14 protein-coding genes, 2 tRNA genes and 2 rRNA genes are annotated in these 19,540 nt (G+C 53.8%); 15 read left to right on the forward strand and 3 right to left on the reverse strand.

Annotated elements, in window-relative coordinates; genetic code table 11:
- The first annotated feature begins 31 nt into the window (after positions 1-31).
- Genes tatA through hemB form a run of 5 tightly spaced genes read left to right on the forward strand, consistent with a single transcriptional unit; the run spans position 32 to position 3,495 of the window.
- Positions 32-286, forward strand: coding sequence for a twin-arginine translocase TatA/TatE family subunit (gene tatA / locus LH23_RS06155; RefSeq protein WP_039289241.1), 255 nt, complete (start codon positions 32-34; stop codon positions 284-286).
- Positions 287-289: 3 nt separating this feature from the next.
- Positions 290-847, forward strand: coding sequence for a Sec-independent protein translocase protein TatB (gene tatB, locus LH23_RS06160; protein ID WP_039289242.1), 558 nt, complete (start codon positions 290-292; stop codon positions 845-847).
- A gap of 2 nt (positions 848-849) precedes the next feature.
- Positions 850-1,632, forward strand: a complete 783-nt coding sequence (gene tatC, locus LH23_RS06165) for a Sec-independent protein translocase subunit TatC (protein ID WP_039289243.1) — start codon at positions 850-852, stop codon at positions 1,630-1,632.
- Positions 1,633-1,675: 43 nt separating this feature from the next.
- Positions 1,676-2,476, forward strand: coding sequence for a 3'-5' ssDNA/RNA exonuclease TatD (gene tatD / locus LH23_RS06170; RefSeq protein ID WP_039289244.1), 801 nt, complete (start codon positions 1,676-1,678; stop codon positions 2,474-2,476).
- Entirely contained in the window at positions 2,473-3,495 is a 1,023-nt protein-coding gene (gene hemB / locus LH23_RS06175) for a porphobilinogen synthase (RefSeq protein WP_039289245.1), read from the forward strand. Before tatD ends, hemB begins: the two co-directional genes overlap by 4 nt.
- 46 nt (positions 3,496-3,541) lie before the next feature.
- Here hemB and rfaH read toward each other — a convergent pair whose 3' ends face one another.
- A complete protein-coding gene (gene rfaH, locus LH23_RS06180; protein ID WP_039289246.1) occupies positions 3,542-4,030 on the reverse strand; it encodes a transcription/translation regulatory transformer protein RfaH in 489 nt (162 codons plus the stop codon).
- A 179-nt stretch (positions 4,031-4,209) separates the two neighbouring features.
- Between rfaH and ubiD the strand changes: the two genes are divergently transcribed.
- Both ubiD and fre read left to right on the forward strand, forming a co-directional pair.
- On the forward strand, positions 4,210-5,703 hold the full coding sequence (ubiD, locus tag LH23_RS06185; RefSeq protein ID WP_156108084.1) for a 4-hydroxy-3-polyprenylbenzoate decarboxylase: 1,494 nt from the start codon (positions 4,210-4,212) through the stop codon (positions 5,701-5,703).
- Positions 5,704-5,750: 47 nt separating this feature from the next.
- Positions 5,751-6,452: an NAD(P)H-flavin reductase gene (gene fre / locus LH23_RS06190; protein WP_039289248.1), complete on the forward strand. Its 702-nt coding sequence runs from the start codon at positions 5,751-5,753 to the stop codon at positions 6,450-6,452.
- A 120-nt stretch (positions 6,453-6,572) separates the two neighbouring features.
- Here fre and fadA read toward each other — a convergent pair whose 3' ends face one another.
- Positions 6,573-7,736, reverse strand: a complete 1,164-nt coding sequence (gene fadA / locus LH23_RS06195; RefSeq protein WP_039289249.1) for an acetyl-CoA C-acyltransferase FadA — start codon at positions 7,734-7,736, stop codon at positions 6,573-6,575.
- A 9-nt stretch (positions 7,737-7,745) separates the two neighbouring features.
- Positions 7,746-9,935, reverse strand: coding sequence for a fatty acid oxidation complex subunit alpha FadB (gene fadB, locus LH23_RS06200; RefSeq protein WP_039289250.1), 2,190 nt, complete (start codon positions 9,933-9,935; stop codon positions 7,746-7,748).
- 190 nt (positions 9,936-10,125) lie between these two features.
- On the opposite strand from fadB, the gene pepQ reads away from it, so the two are divergent.
- The 8 genes from pepQ (at position 10,126) to LH23_RS06240 (ending at position 19,449) form a co-directional block, all read left to right on the forward strand.
- Positions 10,126-11,457, forward strand: a complete 1,332-nt coding sequence (pepQ, locus tag LH23_RS06205) for a Xaa-Pro dipeptidase (protein ID WP_039289251.1) — start codon at positions 10,126-10,128, stop codon at positions 11,455-11,457.
- Positions 11,457-12,071, forward strand: coding sequence for an IMPACT family protein (locus LH23_RS06210; protein ID WP_039289252.1), 615 nt, complete (start codon positions 11,457-11,459; stop codon positions 12,069-12,071). The genes pepQ and LH23_RS06210 overlap by 1 nt, the downstream gene beginning before the upstream one ends.
- A 41-nt stretch (positions 12,072-12,112) precedes the next feature.
- On the forward strand, positions 12,113-13,564 hold the full coding sequence (gene trkH / locus LH23_RS06215; RefSeq protein ID WP_008455438.1) for a Trk system potassium transporter TrkH: 1,452 nt from the start codon (positions 12,113-12,115) through the stop codon (positions 13,562-13,564).
- A gap of 11 nt (positions 13,565-13,575) precedes the next feature.
- Positions 13,576-14,109, forward strand: a complete 534-nt coding sequence (gene hemG / locus LH23_RS06220; RefSeq protein ID WP_039289253.1) for a menaquinone-dependent protoporphyrinogen IX dehydrogenase — start codon at positions 13,576-13,578, stop codon at positions 14,107-14,109.
- Between the two features lie 364 nt (positions 14,110-14,473).
- A 16S ribosomal RNA gene (locus LH23_RS06225) occupies positions 14,474-16,013 on the forward strand.
- A 68-nt stretch (positions 16,014-16,081) separates the two neighbouring features.
- Positions 16,082-16,158 (forward strand) — tRNA-Ile (locus LH23_RS06230).
- Positions 16,159-16,271: 113 nt separating this feature from the next.
- A tRNA-Ala gene (locus tag LH23_RS06235) sits at positions 16,272-16,347 on the forward strand.
- Positions 16,348-16,543: 196 nt separating this feature from the next.
- A 23S ribosomal RNA gene (locus LH23_RS06240) occupies positions 16,544-19,449 on the forward strand.
- The 16S and 23S rRNA genes sit together here with 2 tRNA genes alongside, the layout of an rRNA operon.
- The last annotated feature ends 91 nt before the right edge of the window (positions 19,450-19,540 follow it).

Consider the following 19,540-nt stretch of genomic DNA (forward strand, 5'->3'; position numbering starts at 1 on the left):
ATTGCCTTAACATCTTTATTCAGGAGTAGGTATGGGCATCAGTTGGCCACAATTGCTAATCATTGTTGTTATCGTTGTTTTATTGTTTGGCACCAAGAAGTTGGGCTCTTTAGGTTCAGACCTTGGCGCGTCTATTAAGGGCTTCAAGAAAGCCATGAGCGACGACGACAGCAAAGAGAAAGAAAATGGTGAGAAGGATGCTGATTTCACAGCGAAATCCCTCTCTGAAAAACCGAGCGACGTGAAAAAAGACGAAGCGAAAAGCAACGACAAAGAGCAGGTATAAACCGTGTTCGACATTGGTTTTGGCGAACTGCTGCTGGTGTTTGTGATTGGCCTGATTGTTCTGGGTCCACAACGCTTACCGGTGGCGGTAAAAACAGTTGTTGGCTGGGTGCGCGCGCTGCGCTCTCTGGCTACCACGGTGCAGAACGAACTCGCTCAGGAACTGAAACTGCAGGAACTGCAGGACAGCCTGAAAAAGGTCGAGAAAGCCAGTATGGATAATTTGACGCCTGAACTGAAGGCGTCAATGGACGAACTGCGCCAGGCCGCTGAGTCGATGAAGCGTTCCTATACCCAGCACGATCCTGAAAAGAACAGCGACGAAGCGCATACCATCCATAACCCGTTGGTTAAGGATGAGCAGCAAAGTCATGAAGGCGTCACGCCAGCCAATGCGGCACATCAGGCGGCTTCGCCTGATGCCGTACCGCCAGAGGCTGTGCCTACGGCGCCAGTGGCGGTCGAAAACGTCGTCGAATCTGCTGTAGAGCCTCAGGTGAAGCCTTTGCCCGAGGCTGCACCCGCTGTCACCCCAACGCAACCTCCAGGTGAAAAATCGTAACTATGGCTGTTGAAGATACCCAACCGCTCATTAGCCATCTGATCGAGCTGCGTAAGCGTCTGCTGAACAGCATGATCGCCGTGCTGGTGATTTTCCTGGCGCTGGTCTATTTCGCCAATGACATCTATCAAGTGGTTTCCGCCCCGCTGATCAAACACATGCCACTGGGTTCAACGATGATTGCGACCGATGTCGCGTCACCGTTCTTTACCCCGATAAAATTAACTATTTACGTTTCGGTGTTCCTGGCGGCGCCGGTCATTCTGTACCAGATCTGGGCTTTTGTTGCCCCTGCGTTGTACAAACATGAGCGTAAGCTGGTGATGCCGTTGCTGTTCTCCAGCACCCTGCTTTTTTATATCGGAATTGCCTTTGCTTACTTTGTCGTCTTCCCGCTGGCCTTTGGTTTCCTGACAAAAACCGCACCAATAGGGGTGGTCGTCTCGACGGACATCACGAAATATCTCGATTTTGTCATGTCGCTGTTCATGGCCTTTGGCGTGGCGTTTGAAGTGCCCGTCGCCATTATCCTGCTGTGCTGGATGGGAGTGACGACACCGGAATCACTGAAACAGAAGCGCCCTTATATTCTGGTCGGGGCTTTTGTTGTCGGCATGCTGTTAACGCCGCCGGATGTTTTCTCGCAAACCCTTCTGGCGGTGCCAATGTACTGCCTGTTTGAGGTTGGCGTCTTCTTCTCCCGTTTCTACGTCGGTAAAGGGCGTAATGGTGATGAAGATGATGAGTCTGAATCTGAAGAGACGCGCTCTGAAAAAGAGCAGTAATGAAATAGCCGCCCTCAGGGGCGGTTGTCGTTTGGAGGGAGAGATGTTTGATATTGGCGTGAATCTAACCAGTTCTCAATTCGCAAAAGATCACGAGGATGTGGTCGAGCGCGCATGGCAGGCTGGCCTGAGTGGCATGATGTTGACCGGTACCAACCTCCACGAAAGTGAACAAGCGTTACTCATGGCGCAGCGATATGAAAATTGCTGGTCCACCGCCGGAGTGCATCCCCATGATGCCAGCCAGTGGAATGACGAAACTGCGGACGCCATCCGTCGTTTAGCGGCGGCACCCCAGGTCGTCGCTATCGGCGAATGTGGTCTCGATTTTAACCGTAACTTCTCCACTCCGGCAGAGCAGGAGCGCGCTTTCACCGCCCAGCTGGCGCTGGCTGCGGAGCTGATGATGCCGGTCTTTTTGCACTGCCGGGATGCCCACGAACGCTTTCTTGCACTGCTTGATCCCTGGCTGGATCAACTGCCCGGCGTAGTACTGCACTGCTTTACCGGTACTGAAGAGGAAGCCCGCGATTGCCTGCTCCGAGGGTTATTCATCGGTATCACCGGCTGGGTTTGCGATGAGCGCCGTGGCCTGGCCTTAAGAGAGTTACTTCCGGTTATCCCCGCTCAGCAATTGCTGCTGGAAACCGATGCGCCCTATTTGTTGCCCCGGGATTTACAACCAAAACCTGCGTCCCGCCGCAACGAACCCTGTTATCTGCCCCATATCCTGAATAAGGTCGCCGAATGGCGCGGTGAAGACCCGGCTTGGCTTGCGCAGGTAACAGATGACAATGCTCGTCGGTTATTCCGACTGGGTTTTAATCAGGAGAAAGTTAAATGAGCTATGCATTTCCCGGTACGTTTCCCGGGCGCCGTATGCGCCGCGTACGCCGCCATGACTTCAGCCGTCGTCTTGTGGCTGAAAACCAGCTGACGGTAAACGACCTTATTTACCCTGTGTTTGTCATGGAAGGCCACAACCAGCAGCAGGAAGTGCCGTCCATGCCGGGTGTTTATCGTATGACTATCGATCAACTGCTGAAAGAAGCTGAGGCGGTAGCGAAACTGGGTGTACCGGTGCTCTCTCTGTTCCCGGTCATTGAAAGCGACGGGAAATCGCTGCATGCGGAAGAAGCCTATAACCCAAACGGGCTGGTACAGCGCGCTGTGCGTGCGCTGAAAGATGCTGTGCCTGAGCTTGGGTTGCTGACTGACGTTGCCCTGGATCCTTACACCACCCACGGGCAGGACGGTGTCATTGACGCTGATGGTTATGTGATCAACGACATCACTCGTGAGATTCTGGTTCGTCAGGCACTTTCCCATGCTGAAGCCGGGGCCGAAATCGTTGCACCTAGCGATATGATGGATGGACGTATTGGCTCAATCCGGGAACAGTTAGAAGCTGATGGCTTCGTGAACACCCAGATTATGTCCTATGCCGCAAAATATGCTTCCTGCTACTACGGCCCGTTCCGGGATGCCATTGGCTCTTCCGGTAACCTGAAGGGCGGCAATAAGAAGACTTACCAGATGGATCCGGCTAATAGCGACGAAGCCTTGCAGGAAGTGGCGCAAGATCTGCAGGAAGGGGCCGACATGGTGATGGTGAAACCTGGAATGCCTTACCTCGACGTTGTGCGCCGCGTGAAAGACACCTTTGGCGTGCCTACCTTTGCCTATCAGGTCTCCGGTGAATATGCGATGCATATGGCTGCGATTCAGAACGGCTGGCTGGCCGAAAAACCGGCCATTATGGAATCGTTGATGTGCTTTAAGCGTGCTGGTGCGGATGGCGTGCTGACGTACTTCTCAAAACGTGTTGCCCAATGGCTGCACGATGAGCAGATGCAGCGCTAGTTGTGATTCAGGAACAAAAAGGCCAGCAGATGCTGGCCTTTTTGCATTAAACCTTGCGAAAGTCAGTATTCCTGATGCTTTGCTGTACCTGCTTGTTCAGTAAGTTCAGCAGTAACATCGAGCGGGCCTCGCCGTCTGGCTCAGCAAAAATGGCTTCTAATCCCTTGAATGCCCCTTCAGTAATCACCACGCTGTCGCCGGGATACGGCGTTTCCGGGTCGATGATGTTCTCTATTTGATAGTGCATCAGTTCATGAATCACGGTTTCCGGTACTGTTGCCGGCTGCGCGCCGAAGCGAACAAAATGGCTGACCCCACGGGTGGAATGCACCGTGGTGGTATGGATGGATTCCGGATCGAACTCGACAAACAGGTAATTAGGGAACAGAGGCTCGCTGACCGCAGTTCTTTTACCACGCACCATTTTTTCCAGCGTGATCATTGGTGTAAGGCAATTAACTTCCTGGCGCTCAAGATGCTCTTTGGCGCGCAGTAATTGACCACGTTTACAGTAAAGAAGATACCAGGATTGCATAATTTCTCTTTTCGCCCGCTTAAGCGCGTCAGAATAACAAAACGTCCTTCGCAGAGATACACAGCTTCAGTATAACCTGTCCGGACGCGGTCGCAGGCGGCCGGTTTCACGCTAATTTAACAAAAATACAGCATGCCGGCGGTGAAGTCCGTATAATGACGGCCAAATCCGACGTCACGATAAATTGCATGAAATACCACGACCTACGCGAATTTCTTGCGCTGCTTGAGCAGCAGGGCGAACTCAAACGTATCGCATTGCCTGTCGATCCGAATCTGGAAATGACTGAAATTGCCGATCGCACGCTGCGAGCCGGTGGCCCGGCTTTGCTGTTTGAAAACCCGAAAGGCTACGCCATGCCGGTGCTGTGTAACCTGTTTGGGACGCCGAAACGCGTAGCGATGGGCATGGGGCAGGAAGACGTTACTGCCCTGCGTGAAGTAGGGAAACTGCTGGCCTTCCTGAAAGAACCGGAGCCGCCAAAAGGTTTCCGTGACCTGTTTGATAAGCTGCCGCAGTTCAAACAAGTTCTCAATATGCCGACTAAACGTCTGCGTAATGCACCTTGCCAGGAACAGGTTTGGGAAGGGGATGAAGTCGATCTTAATCGCATTCCGATCATGCGCTGCTGGCCGGAAGACGTTGCCCCGCTGATTACCTGGGGGCTCACTGTGACCCGTGGTCCGCACAAAGAGCGCCAGAATCTGGGGATCTACCGCCAGCAGCTGATTGGCAAAAACAAGCTGATTATGCGCTGGTTGTCTCATCGCGGCGGTGCCCTGGATTTCCAGGAGTGGTGCGAGGCTCACCCGGGTGAACGCTTCCCTGTCTCTGTAGCGCTTGGTGCAGATCCCGCAACCATTCTTGGGGCGGTGACGCCGGTGCCGGATACGCTGTCCGAATATGCTTTTGCCGGGCTGCTGCGCGGGACTAAAACCGAGGTCGTGAAATGTATCTCCAACGATCTTGAAATTCCTGCAGGTGCGGAAATTGTGCTGGAAGGTTACATTGAGCCTGGTGAAATGGCACCGGAAGGCCCATATGGCGACCATACGGGATACTACAACGAAGTGGATAGCTTCCCTGTGTTCACCGTAACCCATGTCACTCAGCGGCAGGATGCGATTTATCATTCAACGTATACCGGCCGCCCACCGGATGAGCCTGCGGTGTTGGGTGTGGCGCTGAATGAAGTGCTGGTGCCCATCCTGCAAAAACAATTTCCGGAGATTATTGATTTCTATCTCCCGCCGGAAGGGTGTTCATACCGCCTGGCTGTGGTAACGATCAAAAAGCAGTATGCCGGGCATGCCAAGCGAGTGATGATGGGGGTTTGGTCGTTCCTGCGTCAGTTTATGTACACCAAGTTTGTTATCGTATGCGATGACGACGTTAATGCGCGCGACTGGAACGATGTTATCTGGGCGATCACTACGCGCATGGATCCGTCCCGTGATACGGTGCTGGTGGATAACACGCCGATAGACTATCTGGATTTTGCCTCCCCGGTTTCCGGGCTGGGCTCTAAAATGGGACTGGACGCCACCAATAAATGGCCGGGCGAAACCCAGCGTGAATGGGGGCGCCCAATCAAGAAAGATGTTGAGGTATGCGCGCGTATTGATGCAATCTGGGATGAACTGGCTATTTTTGATAACGACAAAGGCGCCTGAGCGGCGACCTTTACGGTTTAGCATTATTGACCCGACAGAGGGGACGCATGACAACCTTAAGCTGTAAAGTGACCTCGGTAGAAGCGATAACCGACACGGTATATCGCGTTCGATTGCTGCCGGAAGGCGATTTCTCATTCCAGGCCGGGCAGTATTTGATGGTAGTGATGGATGAGCGGGATAAACGCCCGTTCTCTATGGCTTCCACGCCGAGCGAGCGTGAGTTCATTGAGCTACATATTGGTGCCTCTGAGCTCAACCTCTACGCCATGGCGGTCATGGACCGTATTCTGAAAGAGCAGGAAATTGTGGTTGATATGCCACACGGTGATGCGTGGCTGCGCGAGGACGAAGATCGTCCACTTATCCTGATTGCCGGCGGGACTGGGTTCTCTTACGTTCGTTCTATTCTGCTGACGGCGCTGGCGCGTAACCCAGAGCGTGAAATTGCAATCTATTGGGGCGGCCGTGAAGAGAAGCATCTTTACGACCTGTCCGAGCTGGAAGGGCTGACTCTGCAGCATCCTAATCTTCGTGTTGAAGCCGTGGTGGAGCAGCCGGAAGAAGGCTGGCGTGGCCGAAGCGGGACTGTGCTTACCGCCGTTATGCAGGATCACGCTTCCCTGAGCGGGCACGATATCTATATCGCAGGCCGGTTCGAAATGGCAAAAATTGCCCGTGACCTGTTCTGTAACGAGCGCGGGGCGCTGGTTGAGCACATGTTCGGCGACGCTTTCTCCTTTATTTAAGGCCGTTCGCCGTCAGAATAAGCCACCGCATCGTCGGTGGTTTTTTTTTATCTTTCAGAAATAAAAAACCCGCCCCTGACAGGCGGGAAACACGGCAACTAAACTCAGTTTCGTTTTTTATTAAACGCGTTCAAATACGGTCGCGATGCCCTGACCCAGGCCAATACACATGGTTGCCAGGCCAAACTGCGCGTCGCGACGCTCCATCAGGTTGATAAGCGTGGTGCTGATACGCGAGCCGGAGCAGCCCAGCGGGTGGCCCAGCGCAATAGCTCCGCCGTTCAGGTTGATCTTCTCGTCGATCTTATCCATCAGCCCCAGATCTTTAATACACGGCAGGATCTGGGCGGCAAACGCTTCGTTCATCTCAAACAGGTCAATATCCTGCGCGGTCAGACCTGCTTTTTTCAGCGCCAGTTGGGATGCAGGCACTGGGCCGTAGCCCATAATGGACGGGTCGCAGCCGACGACGGCCATAGAGCGAACGCGAGCGCGGATTTTCAGGCCCAGCTCTTTGGCGCGAGTTTCGCTCATCAGCAGCATCGCAGATGCGCCATCGGACAGTGCCGAAGATGTGCCTGCAGTGACGGTGCCGTTGACCGGATCAAAAGCGGGCTTCAGCGCCGCCAGACCTTCAACCGTGGTTTCCGGGCGGATCACTTCATCGTAGTCGTAACGCTTCAGAACGCCGTCGGCATCGTGACCGCTGGTCGGCATAATTTCAGCTTTGAAGTGCCCGGCTTCTGTAGCGGCCCAGGCACGCTGATGGGAACGCGCGGCAAACTGATCCTGCATTTCACGGCTGATACCGTGCAGGCGGGAGAGCATTTCAGCCGTCAGGCCCATCATACCCGCGGCTTTTGCCACGTTGCGGCTAAGGCCTGGGTGGAAATCAATCCCGTGAGTCATTGGTACGTGGCCCATGTGTTCCACGCCGCCGATCAGGCAAGCATGCGCGTCACCAGTTTGAATCATGCGTGCTGCATCGTGCAGCGCCTGCATGGAGGAACCGCACAGGCGGTTCACCGTGGTAGCAGGCACCGAATGAGGGATTTCCGCCAGAAGCGATGCGTTACGGGCAATATTGAAACCCTGCTCAAGCGTCTGCTGGACGCAGCCCCAGTAAATGTCGTCCAATGCTGCGGCTTCGAGCGCCGGGTTACGGGACAGAATGCTGCGCATCAGGTGCGCCGACAGATCCTCAGCGCGAACGTTGCGGAACGCACCGCCTTTAGAGCGGCCCATCGGCGTACGGATGGCATCAACAATAACAACCTTTTCCATATTCACTCCTCAGGCGCTTTTCAAATCACTGGCCGGGCGGGCTGGCTCGACCGGGGGATAGTACGGCTCGTTGCGTGATGCTTTGGCCTTGAGGCCTTCAGGCACGACGTACAGCGGGCCGAGGTTTTGGTACTGCTGCGCCATATCGAAATACTTCGCGCTGCCCAACGTGTCCAGCCAGCGGAACGCGCCGCCATGGAATGGAGGGAAACCGAGGCCGTAAACCAGTGCCATATCGGCTTCTGCCGGGCTGGCGATCACGCCTTCTTCAAGGCAGCGAACCACTTCGTTGACCATTGGGATCATCATGCGAGCGATAATTTCTTCGTCGCTGAAGCTGCGCTTAGGCTGGCTCACGTCTGCCAGCAGGCTATCAACAGCTTCGTCCTGCTCTTTGCGCGGTTTGCCTTTGCTGTCTTCTTTAAAGCGGTAGAAACCCTGCTGGGTTTTCTGGCCGTAACGTCCGGCATCAAACAGAACGTCGATCGCGTCGCGGTAATCTTTACTCATACGCTGCGGGAAACCTGCGGCCATGACCGCCTGTGCGTGATGGGCGGTATCAATCCCGACCACGTCCAGCAGGTAAGCCGGGCCCATTGGCCAGCCGAACTGTTTTTCCATCACTTTATCGATCTGACGGAAATCCGCGCCGTCGCGCAGCAGCTGGCTAAAGCCTGCAAAGTAAGGGAACAGCACGCGGTTGACGAAGAAGCCCGGGCAGTCATTGACCACGATAGGGGTTTTACCCATTTTGCTTGCCCATGCCACCACTTTGGCGAGGGTCGCGTCTGAGGTTTTTTCTCCGCGGATGACTTCAACCAGCGGCATGCGGTGCACCGGGTTGAAGAAATGCATCCCACAGAAGTTTTCCGGGCGTTTCAGCACGCTAGCCAGTTCGCTAATCGGGATAGTTGAAGTGTTGGAAGCCAGCACGGCATCAGGGCGAACTTTATCTTCGGTTTCCGCCAGTACCGCTTTTTTCACTTTCGGGTTTTCAACGACGGCTTCAACGACAACGTCTACACGATCGAACCCGGCGTATTCCAGCGTTGGCTGAATGGTCGAAATCACCTGAGCCAGCTTCATGCCGTCAATTTTGCCGCGCTCGAGCTGTTTGTTCAGCAGCTTGCTGGCTTCATTAATGCCCAGCGCCAGTGACTTCTCGTTAATGTCTTTCATTAAGACCGGCACGCCTTTCCAGGCTGACTGATAAGCAATGCCGCCACCCATAATTCCCGCGCCTAGTACGGCCGCATGTTTAGGCGTTTCGATATCTTTGGTGAGTTTTTTCGCTTTAGCTTTAACGAACTGATCGTTCAGGAAGATGCCAACCAGCGCGCGGGCTTCGTTGGAGCGGGCCAGCGGCACAAAGCTTTGGGTTTCGAGCTTCAGGGCTTCATCGCGGCCAAGGCCGGCGGCGGCTTCAATGGTTTTTACCGCGGTCATTGGCGCGGGGTAATGCTTCCCGGCGATCTGCGCCACCATGCCTTTAGCAATGGTGAAGCTCATACCGGCTTCGATTTTGCTTAAGCGTAGCGGCTGCAGTTTCGGGGCGCGCTTAGCCTGCCAGTCCAGATCGCCTTTGATCGCCTGACGCAGAATTGCCAACGCACCGTCGCGCAGTTTTTCGGTTTTTACCACGCCATCAACCAGGCCAAGTTTTTGCGCTTCTGCAGCGCTAACATCTTTGCCCGCAGTGATAATTTCCAGCGCGCTATCGGCACCTAATAAACGCGGCAGGCGAACGGAGCCGCCAAAGCCCGGCATGATGCCTAACTTAGTTTCCGGCAGGCCAATGCGGGCATCCGGCGTTGCCAGGCGATAATCGGTTGCCAGCACGCATTCGCATCCGCCGCCCAGCGCATAGCCATTCACTGCGGCGATGGTTGGGACGGGCAGATCTTCCAGGCGGTTAAACACGCTGTTGGCAAATTGCAGCCAGTGGGTCAGCTGTTCGGCAGGGACCAGGAACAGCGACAGGAATTCGGTAATGTCGGCGCCAACGATGAAGGCGGACTTGCTGGAGCTCAGCAGCAGGCCTTTGAGGTTCGGCTGTTTTTCAAGCACGGCCAGCGCTTCGCCGAGGCTGGCGACGGTCGCTGTATCCAGCTTGTTGACGGAGCCGGGGGCATCAAAAACCAGTTCGGCGATGCCGTCTTCCAGCCAGTCGAGATGTAGGGTTTCACCTTGGTAGAGCATGTCAGTCTCCTGAATCCAGCAATGGGATCTGGTCGTACCAGATGAAGCGGAGTGTGGAATTGATGTTAATGAAATGCAAATTTCTCTTTAAATATTTGCAAACTCGATCACAGGCGGCGGAAATAACTCGGTGGTTTGTCCGGTATGCTAAGATGCGATGCGAACAGAGACAAAAACAGAAGGATAAATTATGGAATCACTGGCCGCGCTGTATAAAGATCATGTGGCAACGCTACAGGAGCGTACCCGCAACGTTCTGGCGCGTTTTAACCTTGATGCATTACTTATTCACTCCGGGGAGCTGTTCAATGTCTTCCTCGATGACCATGCCTATCCATTTAAAGTAAACCCGCAGTTCAAGGCTTGGGTGCCGGTGACCCAGGTGCCTAACTGCTGGCTGCTGGTGGACGGTGTGAATAAGCCGAAGCTGTGGTTCTATCTGCCGGTGGATTACTGGCACAACGTGGAGCCGCTGCCGGAATCCTTCTGGACTGATGATATTGACGTGATTGCGCTGCCAAAAGCCGACGGTATCGGCAGCCAACTACCTGCCGCACGCGGCAATATTGGCTACATTGGCCCGGTGCCAGAGCGTGCATTGCAACTGGATATCACGCCAGCCAATATCAACCCGAAAGGGGTTATCGATTATCTGCATTATTATCGCGCTTATAAAACGGACTACGAACTGTCCTGCATGCGCGAAGCACAGAAAACGGCAGTCGTCGGCCACCGCGCTGCGCACGAAGCCTTCTTGTCCGGTATGAGCGAGTTCGATATTAACATCGCTTACCTGACGGCGACCGGCCACCGCGATACCGATGTACCGTATGGCAATATCGTGGCGCTTAATGAGCATGCTTCGGTGCTGCACTACACTAAGCTGGATCACCGCGTACCTGCCGAAATTCGCAGCTTCCTGCTGGACGCTGGCGCAGAATATAACGGTTATGCCGCCGACCTGACGCGAACCTGGACGACCCAAAGCGACAGCGATTTTGCTCATCTGATTAAAGACGTGAACGAAGAGCAGCTGGCGCTTATCGACACCATGAAGTCCGGCGTGCGCTATACCGACTACCACATCCAGTTCCATCAGCGCCTGGCTAAGCTGCTGCGTCGCCACAAGCTGGTAAACGACATCAGTGAAGAGGCAATGCTGGAAGCCGGGATCACTACCCCGTTCATGCCACACGGCATCGGGCATCCGTTAGGCCTGCAGGTTCACGACGTAGCCGGGTTTATGCAGGACGATACAGGGACGCACCTGGCGGCACCTTCGCAGCATCCTTACCTGCGCTGCACCCGCGTACTGGAACCTCGCATGGTGCTGACCATCGAACCAGGTCTGTACTTCATCGAATCGCTGCTGGCACCGTGGCGTGAAGGGCAGTACAGCAAACACTTCGACTGGAAGCGCATTGAAGCCCTGAAGCCGTTTGGTGGCATCCGTATTGAAGATAACGTCGTTATCTATGAAAACAGCATCGAAAACATGACGCGTAACCTGAAGCTCGCGTAATGGAAAGCTGGCCAATCCCCGCTGAGCCTGTCACGGTCAGCGAGGAGATCAAAAAAAGCCGCTTTATTACCCTTGTCGCCCATACGGACGGGGTAATAGCGGCGAAAGCGTTTGTTGAGAAAGTCCGGGCTGAACACCCGGACGCCCGTCACCACTGCTGGGCGTGGGTTGCTGGCGCGCCGGATGACTCGCAGCAGCTCGGTTTCTCGGATGACGGCGAGCCTGCCGGCACTGCAGGAAAACCGATGTTAGCCCAACTGATGGGGAAAGGGATTGGTGAAATCACTGCGGTAGTGGTGCGTTACTACGGTGGGGTGAAGCTGGGTACTGGTGGTCTGGTGAAAGCCTATGGCGGCGGTGTCCAACTGGCGTTAAACCAGCTTTCTACAGTGCTCAAAGTGCCGTTAACCGAATATACTTTGCAGTGCGACTATTCGCAGCTGGCGGGTTTGGAAGCGCTGCTCAAGCAAAGCGATGGTTTTATTGTGGAAAGCGACTTCCAGGCCATCGTTGCTCTGCGAGTCGCATTGCCGCAAACCCAGTTGGTTGCCTTCAGCGCCAGGCTGAGTGACTTTAGCCGTGGTGCGTTGCATTTATTGCCGTTTGAACAATAATCCCACCTCGTTATTTATAGATATTTAAGGAAGCGGCTGAAATGCATTTTCGCGCCATTACCCGAATCGTTGGCCTGTTGGTTATCCTCTTTTCCGGAACCATGATCCTCCCCGGCTTAGTGGCTCTAATCTATCGCGATGGTGCCGGCCGCGCCTTTACCCAAACCTTTTTCGTTGCGCTGGCGATAGGCTCTTTACTGTGGTGGCCGAATCGCCGCGAGAAAAGGGATCTCAAACCGAAGGAAGGCTTCCTGATCGTTGTCCTGTTCTGGACCGTGCTGGGCAGCGTGGGTGCGCTGCCGTTTGTTTTTGCCGAGCGGCCGAATCTGACGGTAACCGATGCTTTTTTTGAATCTTTTTCCGGCCTGACAACAACCGGTGCGACAACGCTGGTGGGGCTGGACTCTTTACCTCATGCGATTCTTTTCTATCGGCAAATGCTGCAATGGTTTGGCGGGATGGGGATCATCGTCCTGGCGGTGGCCATCTTGCCTATTCTTGGCGTTGGGGGGTTGCAGTTATACCGGGCAGAGATGCCGGGGCCGCTAAAAGATAACAAAATGCGCCCGCGTATTGCTGAAACAGCAAAGACGCTGTGGCTGATTTATGTCCTGCTGACGATTGCCTGTGCGCTGGCGCTTTGGTTCGCGGGGATGCCTGCGTTTGACGCTATCGGGCATAGCTTCTCTACTATTGCGATTGGCGGATTCTCGACGCACGATGCGAGCGTGGGCTACTTCAATAGCCCAACCATCAATACCATTATTGCTATCTTCCTGCTGATCTCTGGCTGCAACTACAGCCTGCACTTCTCGCTGCTGAGCGGGCGTAGCCTCAAGGTGTACTGGCGCGACCCGGAATTTCGGATGTTTATCGGCGTGCAGCTCTCGCTGGTTTTGGTCTGTACGCTGGTGCTTTGGTTCCATAATACCTACCAGTCAGCCTGGCAGACGCTGAACCAGGCTTTCTTCCAGGTTGTGTCGATGGCGACCACTGCAGGCTTTACCACGGACAGCATTGCTCGCTGGCCACTATTCTTGCCGGTTTTACTGCTCTGCTCTGCCTTTATCGGCGGCTGCGCCGGATCTACCGGTGGTGGCCTGAAAGTGATTCGTATCCTGCTGCTGTTTAAACAAGGCAACCGCGAGCTGAAACGCCTGGTGCACCCGAATGCCGTGTACAGCATCAAGCTTGGGAACCGGGCCTTGCCGGAACGAATCCTTGAAGCCGTGTGGGGATTCTTCTCTGCTTATGCTCTGGTGTTTATCGTCAGTATGCTGGCTATCATCGCGACCGGTGTCGATGACTTCTCGGCATTTGCCTCCGTGGCGGCAACGCTGAATAACCTCGGCCCTGGCCTTGGCGTGGTGGCGGATAACTTTGCCAGCATGAATCCTGTGGCCAAATGGATCCTGATCGTGAATATGCTGTTTGGTCGCCTTGAAGTGTTTACCCTGTTAGTCCTGTTCACGCCTACTTTCTGGCGTGAGTAATCGGAGCCTGTGTGAAAACCTTAATTCTGTTTTCGACCCGAGATGGTCAAACTCGTGAGATTGCTTCTTATATCTCTTCTGAACTGAAAGAGCTGGGCGTGGAGAGCGATGTGGTCAATCTTCATCGCTGCGAGGAAATCTCCTGGGCTAATTACGACCGGGTGATCATTGGTGCTTCTATTCGCTACGGACATTTCCATGCCTCTGTTGAGGCGTTCGTGAAAAAGTATCAGCTGCAGCTGAAGGAGCGCGCGAGTGCATTTTTCGCGGTCAACCTCGTTGCCCGTAAACCAGAGAAGCGCTCGCCGCAGACAAACCCTTATACCCGCAAGTTTTTGCTGAACTCGGTTTGGCAGCCTGATCATTGTGCCGTGTTTGCCGGTGCATTACGTTACCCGCGTTATGGCTGGCTGGACCGCTTCATGATCCGCTTAATTATGAAAATGACCGACGGTGAAACGGATACAAGTAAAGAAGTGGTTTATACCGATTGGCCGCAGGTAGCCCGATTCGCCCGTGAAATTGCACAGTTAAGCACCAAATAGCGTTGTAAATAAGCGGGTTGGCGAAAAAGAATGCGGTCAGAAAGTTTTTTTAAATAAACGCTTGTCACCGCCGAAGAACTCCCTATAATGCGCCTCCACTGACACGGAACAACGGCTTGCAAAGCGGCGTGTCAGGCGGAGTGAAGCGAAAAATAAATGCTTGACTACGCAGCGGGAAAGCGTAATATGCACAGCCCGCGCTACTGAGAAAGTAGCACTGCTCTTTAACAATTTATCAGACAATCTGTGTGGGCACTCGCAGGATTGATATCTCAGCATCTTCGGATGCAAACAAATATCAAGTCTTGAAGAGTGACTACTGATTTTATAAACAGTTTTAATTCTTTGAGCATCAAACACTTTTAAATTGAAGAGTTTGATCATGGCTCAGATTGAACGCTGGCGGCAGGCCTAACACATGCAAGTCGAGCGGTAGCACGGGGAGCTTGCTCCTGGGTGACGAGCGGCGGACGGGTGAGTAATGTCTGGGGATCTGCCTGATGGAGGGGGATAACTACTGGAAACGGTAGCTAATACCGCATAACGTCGCAAGACCAAAGAGGGGGACCTTCGGGCCTCTTGCCATCAGATGAACCCAGATGGGATTAGCTAGTAGGTGGGGTAATGGCTCACCTAGGCGACGATCCCTAGCTGGTCTGAGAGGATGACCAGCCACACTGGAACTGAGACACGGTCCAGACTCCTACGGGAGGCAGCAGTGGGGAATATTGCACAATGGGCGCAAGCCTGATGCAGCCATGCCGCGTGTATGAAGAAGGCCTTCGGGTTGTAAAGTACTTTCAGCGAGGAGGAAGGCGTTAAGGTTAATAACCTTGGTGATTGACGTTACTCGCAGAAGAAGCACCGGCTAACTCCGTGCCAGCAGCCGCGGTAATACGGAGGGTGCAAGCGTTAATCGGAATTACTGGGCGTAAAGCGCACGCAGGCGGTTTGTTAAGTCGGATGTGAAATCCCCGGGCTCAACCTGGGAACTGCATTCGAAACTGGCAAGCTTGAGTCTTGTAGAGGGGGGTAGAATTCCAGGTGTAGCGGTGAAATGCGTAGAGATCTGGAGGAATACCGGTGGCGAAGGCGGCCCCCTGGACAAAGACTGACGCTCAGGTGCGAAAGCGTGGGGAGCAAACAGGATTAGATACCCTGGTAGTCCACGCCGTAAACGATGTCGACTTGGAGGTTGTGCCCTTGAGGCGTGGCTTCCGGAGCTAACGCGTTAAGTCGACCGCCTGGGGAGTACGGCCGCAAGGTTAAAACTCAAATGAATTGACGGGGGCCCGCACAAGCGGTGGAGCATGTGGTTTAATTCGATGCAACGCGAAGAACCTTACCTACTCTTGACATCCAGAGAACTTTCCAGAGATGGATTGGTGCCTTCGGGAACTCTGAGACAGGTGCTGCATGGCTGTCGTCAGCTCGTGTTGTGAAATGTTGGGTTAAGTCCCGCAACGAGCGCAACCCTTATCCTTTGTTGCCAGCGGTTCGGCCGGGAACTCAAAGGAGACTGCCAGTGATAAACTGGAGGAAGGTGGGGATGACGTCAAGTCATCATGGCCCTTACGAGTAGGGCTACACACGTGCTACAATGGCGCATACAAAGAGAAGCGACCTCGCGAGAGCAAGCGGACCTCATAAAGTGCGTCGTAGTCCGGATTGGAGTCTGCAACTCGACTCCATGAAGTCGGAATCGCTAGTAATCGTAGATCAGAATGCTACGGTGAATACGTTCCCGGGCCTTGTACACACCGCCCGTCACACCATGGGAGTGGGTTGCAAAAGAAGTAGGTAGCTTAACCTTCGGGAGGGCGCTTACCACTTTGTGATTCATGACTGGGGTGAAGTCGTAACAAGGTAACCGTAGGGGAACCTGCGGTTGGATCACCTCCTTACCTAATAGATACAACCCGCGTAGTGCTCACACAGATTGTCTGATAGAAAACGAGCAGTAAAACCTTATAGGCTTGTAGCTCAGGTGGTTAGAGCGCACCCCTGATAAGGGTGAGGTCGGTGGTTCAAGTCCACTCAGGCCTACCAAATTCTCCGCTATCCTGCGTTACAGCACCACTCACATACAAAAGTATGCTTCGTGGCGCTGCGCCTTGATTAGCAAAGAATTCATGGTAATTCAAAGGTTTTACGAAATCGATGGGGCTATAGCTCAGCTGGGAGAGCGCCTGCCTTGCACGCAGGAGGTCAGCGGTTCGATCCCGCTTAGCTCCACCATCATTTCATGCACCAACAATACTTCAGAGTGTACCGGTGACGGTGTGCTGCGAAGTATTTGCTCTTTAACAATCCGGAACAAGCTGAAAATTGAAACGACATGTCGTCTCGTTCTTCCGTAATAAAGAATGAGGTTAAGACATGTTCGAGTCTCTCAAATTTTCATAATCTGAAGTGAAACATCTTCGGGTTGTGAGGTTAAGCGACTAAGCGTACACGGTGGATGCCCTGGCAGTCAGAGGCGATGAAGGACGTGCTAATCTGCGATAAGCGTCGGTAAGGTGATATGAACCGTTATAGCCGGCGATTTCCGAATGGGGAAACCCAGTGTGATCCGTCACACTATCATTACGTGAATACATAGCGTAATGAAGCGAACCGGGGGAACTGAAACATCTAAGTACCCCGAGGAAAAGAAATCAACCGAGATTCCCCCAGTAGCGGCGAGCGAACGGGGAGCAGCCCAGAACCTGAATCAGTTTGTGTGTTAGTGGAAGCGTCTGGAAAGTCGCAGGGTACAGGGTGATACTCCCGTACACTAAAATGCACAGGCTGTGAGTTCGAAGAGTAGGGCGGGACACGTGGTATCCTGTCTGAATATGGGGGGACCATCCTCCAAGGCTAAATACTCCTGACTGACCGATAGTGAACCAGTACCGTGAGGGAAAGGCGAAAAGAACCCCGGCGAGGGGAGTGAAAAAGAACCTGAAACCGTGTACGTACAAGCAGTGGGAGCCTCTTTATGGGGTGACTGCGTACCTTTTGTATAATGGGTCAGCGACTTATATTCTGTAGCAAGGTTAACCGTATAGGGGAGCCGCAGGGAAACCGAGTCTTAACTGGGCGTTAAGTTGCAGGGTATAGACCCGAAACCCGGTGATCTAGCCATGGGCAGGTTGAAGGTTGGGTAACACTAACTGGAGGACCGAACCGACTAATGTTGAAAAATTAGCGGATGACTTGTGGCTGGGGGTGAAAGGCCAATCAAACCGGGAGATAGCTGGTTCTCCCCGAAAGCTATTTAGGTAGCGCCTCGTGAACTCATCTTCGGGGGTAGAGCACTGTTTCGGCTAGGGGGCCATCCCGGCTTACCAACCCGATGCAAACTACGAATACCGAAGAATGTTATCACGGGAGACACACGGCGGGTGCTAACGTCCGTCGTGAAGAGGGAAACAACCCAGACCGCCAGCTAAGGTCCCAAAGTCATGGTTAAGTGGGAAACGATGTGGGAAGGCACAGACAGCCAGGATGTTGGCTTAGAAGCAGCCATCATTTAAAGAAAGCGTAATAGCTCACTGGTCGAGTCGGCCTGCGCGGAAGATGTAACGGGGCTAAACCATGCACCGAAGCTGCGGCAGCGACACTATGTGTTGTTGGGTAGGGGAGCGTTCTGTAAGCCGTTGAAGGTGAACTGTGAGGTTTGCTGGAGGTATCAGAAGTGCGAATGCTGACATAAGTAACGATAAAGCGGGTGAAAAGCCCGCTCGCCGGAAGACCAAGGGTTCCTGTCCAACGTTAATCGGGGCAGGGTGAGTCGACCCCTAAGGCGAGGCCGAAAGGCGTAGTCGATGGGAAACAGGTTAATATTCCTGTACTCGGTGTTACTGCGAAGGGGGGACGGAGAAGGCTATGTTAGCCGGGCGACGGTTGTCCCGGTTTAAGCATGTAGGCGGAGAGTTTAGGTAAATCCGGACTCTTATTAACGCTGAGGTGTGATGACGAGGCACTACGGTGCTGAAGTAACAAATGCCCTGCTTCCAGGAAAAGCCTCTAAGCATCAGGTAACATTGAATCGTACCCCAAACCGACACAGGTGGTCAGGTAGAGAATACCAAGGCGCTTGAGAGAACTCGGGTGAAGGAACTAGGCAAAATGGTGCCGTAACTTCGGGAGAAGGCACGCTGTCGTTAGGTGAAACCCCTCGCGGGTGGAGCTGAAGGCAGTCGAAGATACCAGCTGGCTGCAACTGTTTATTAAAAACACAGCACTGTGCAAACACGAAAGTGGACGTATACGGTGTGACGCCTGCCCGGTGCCGGAAGGTTAATTGATGGGGTTATCCGCAAGGAGAAGCTCTTGATCGAAGCCCCGGTAAACGGCGGCCGTAACTATAACGGTCCTAAGGTAGCGAAATTCCTTGTCGGGTAAGTTCCGACCTGCACGAATGGCGTAATGATGGCCAGGCTGTCTCCACCCGAGACTCAGTGAAATTGAAATCGCTGTGAAGATGCAGTGTACCCGCGGCAAGACGGAAAGACCCCGTGAACCTTTACTATAGCTTGACACTGAACATTGAGCCTTGATGTGTAGGATAGGTGGGAGGCTTTGAAGCGTGGACGCCAGTCTGCGTGGAGCCAACCTTGAAATACCACCCTTTAATGTTTGATGTTCTAACGTAGACCCGTGATCCGGGTTGCGGACAGTGTCTGGTGGGTAGTTTGACTGGGGCGGTCTCCTCCTAAAGCGTAACGGAGGAGCACGAAGGTTAGCTAATCACGGTCGGACATCGTGAGGTTAGTGCAAAGGCATAAGCTAGCTTGACTGCGAGAGTGACGGCTCGAGCAGGTGCGAAAGCAGGTCTTAGTGATCCGGTGGTTCTGAATGGAAGGGCCATCGCTCAACGGATAAAAGGTACTCCGGGGATAACAGGCTGATACCGCCCAAGAGTTCATATCGACGGCGGTGTTTGGCACCTCGATGTCGGCTCATCACATCCTGGGGCTGAAGTAGGTCCCAAGGGTATGGCTGTTCGCCATTTAAAGTGGTACGCGAGCTGGGTTTAGAACGTCGTGAGACAGTTCGGTCCCTATCTGCCGTGGGCGCTGGAGAATTGAGGGGGGCTGCTCCTAGTACGAGAGGACCGGAGTGGACGCATCACTGGTGTTCGGGTTGTCATGCCAATGGCATTGCCCGGTAGCTAAATGCGGAAGAGATAAGCGCTGAAAGCATCTAAGCGCGAAACTTGCCCCGAGATGAGTTCTCCCTGACTCCTTGAGAGTCCTGAAGGAACGTTGAAGACTACGACGTTGATAGGCTGGGTGTGTAAGCGTAGCGATACGTTGAGCTAACCAGTACTAATGATCCGTGAGGCTTAACCTTACAACACCGAAGGTGTTTTTAGAGAGACAAAATCGTCTGGAACGATTTTGAACAGCCGGAGGCTGGCCCCGAAGGGGTGAGTATCAGGATG

The sequence above is a fragment of the Cedecea neteri genome (assembly GCF_000758305.1).
In the GTDB taxonomy this organism is placed as follows: domain Bacteria; phylum Pseudomonadota; class Gammaproteobacteria; order Enterobacterales; family Enterobacteriaceae; genus Cedecea; species Cedecea neteri_C.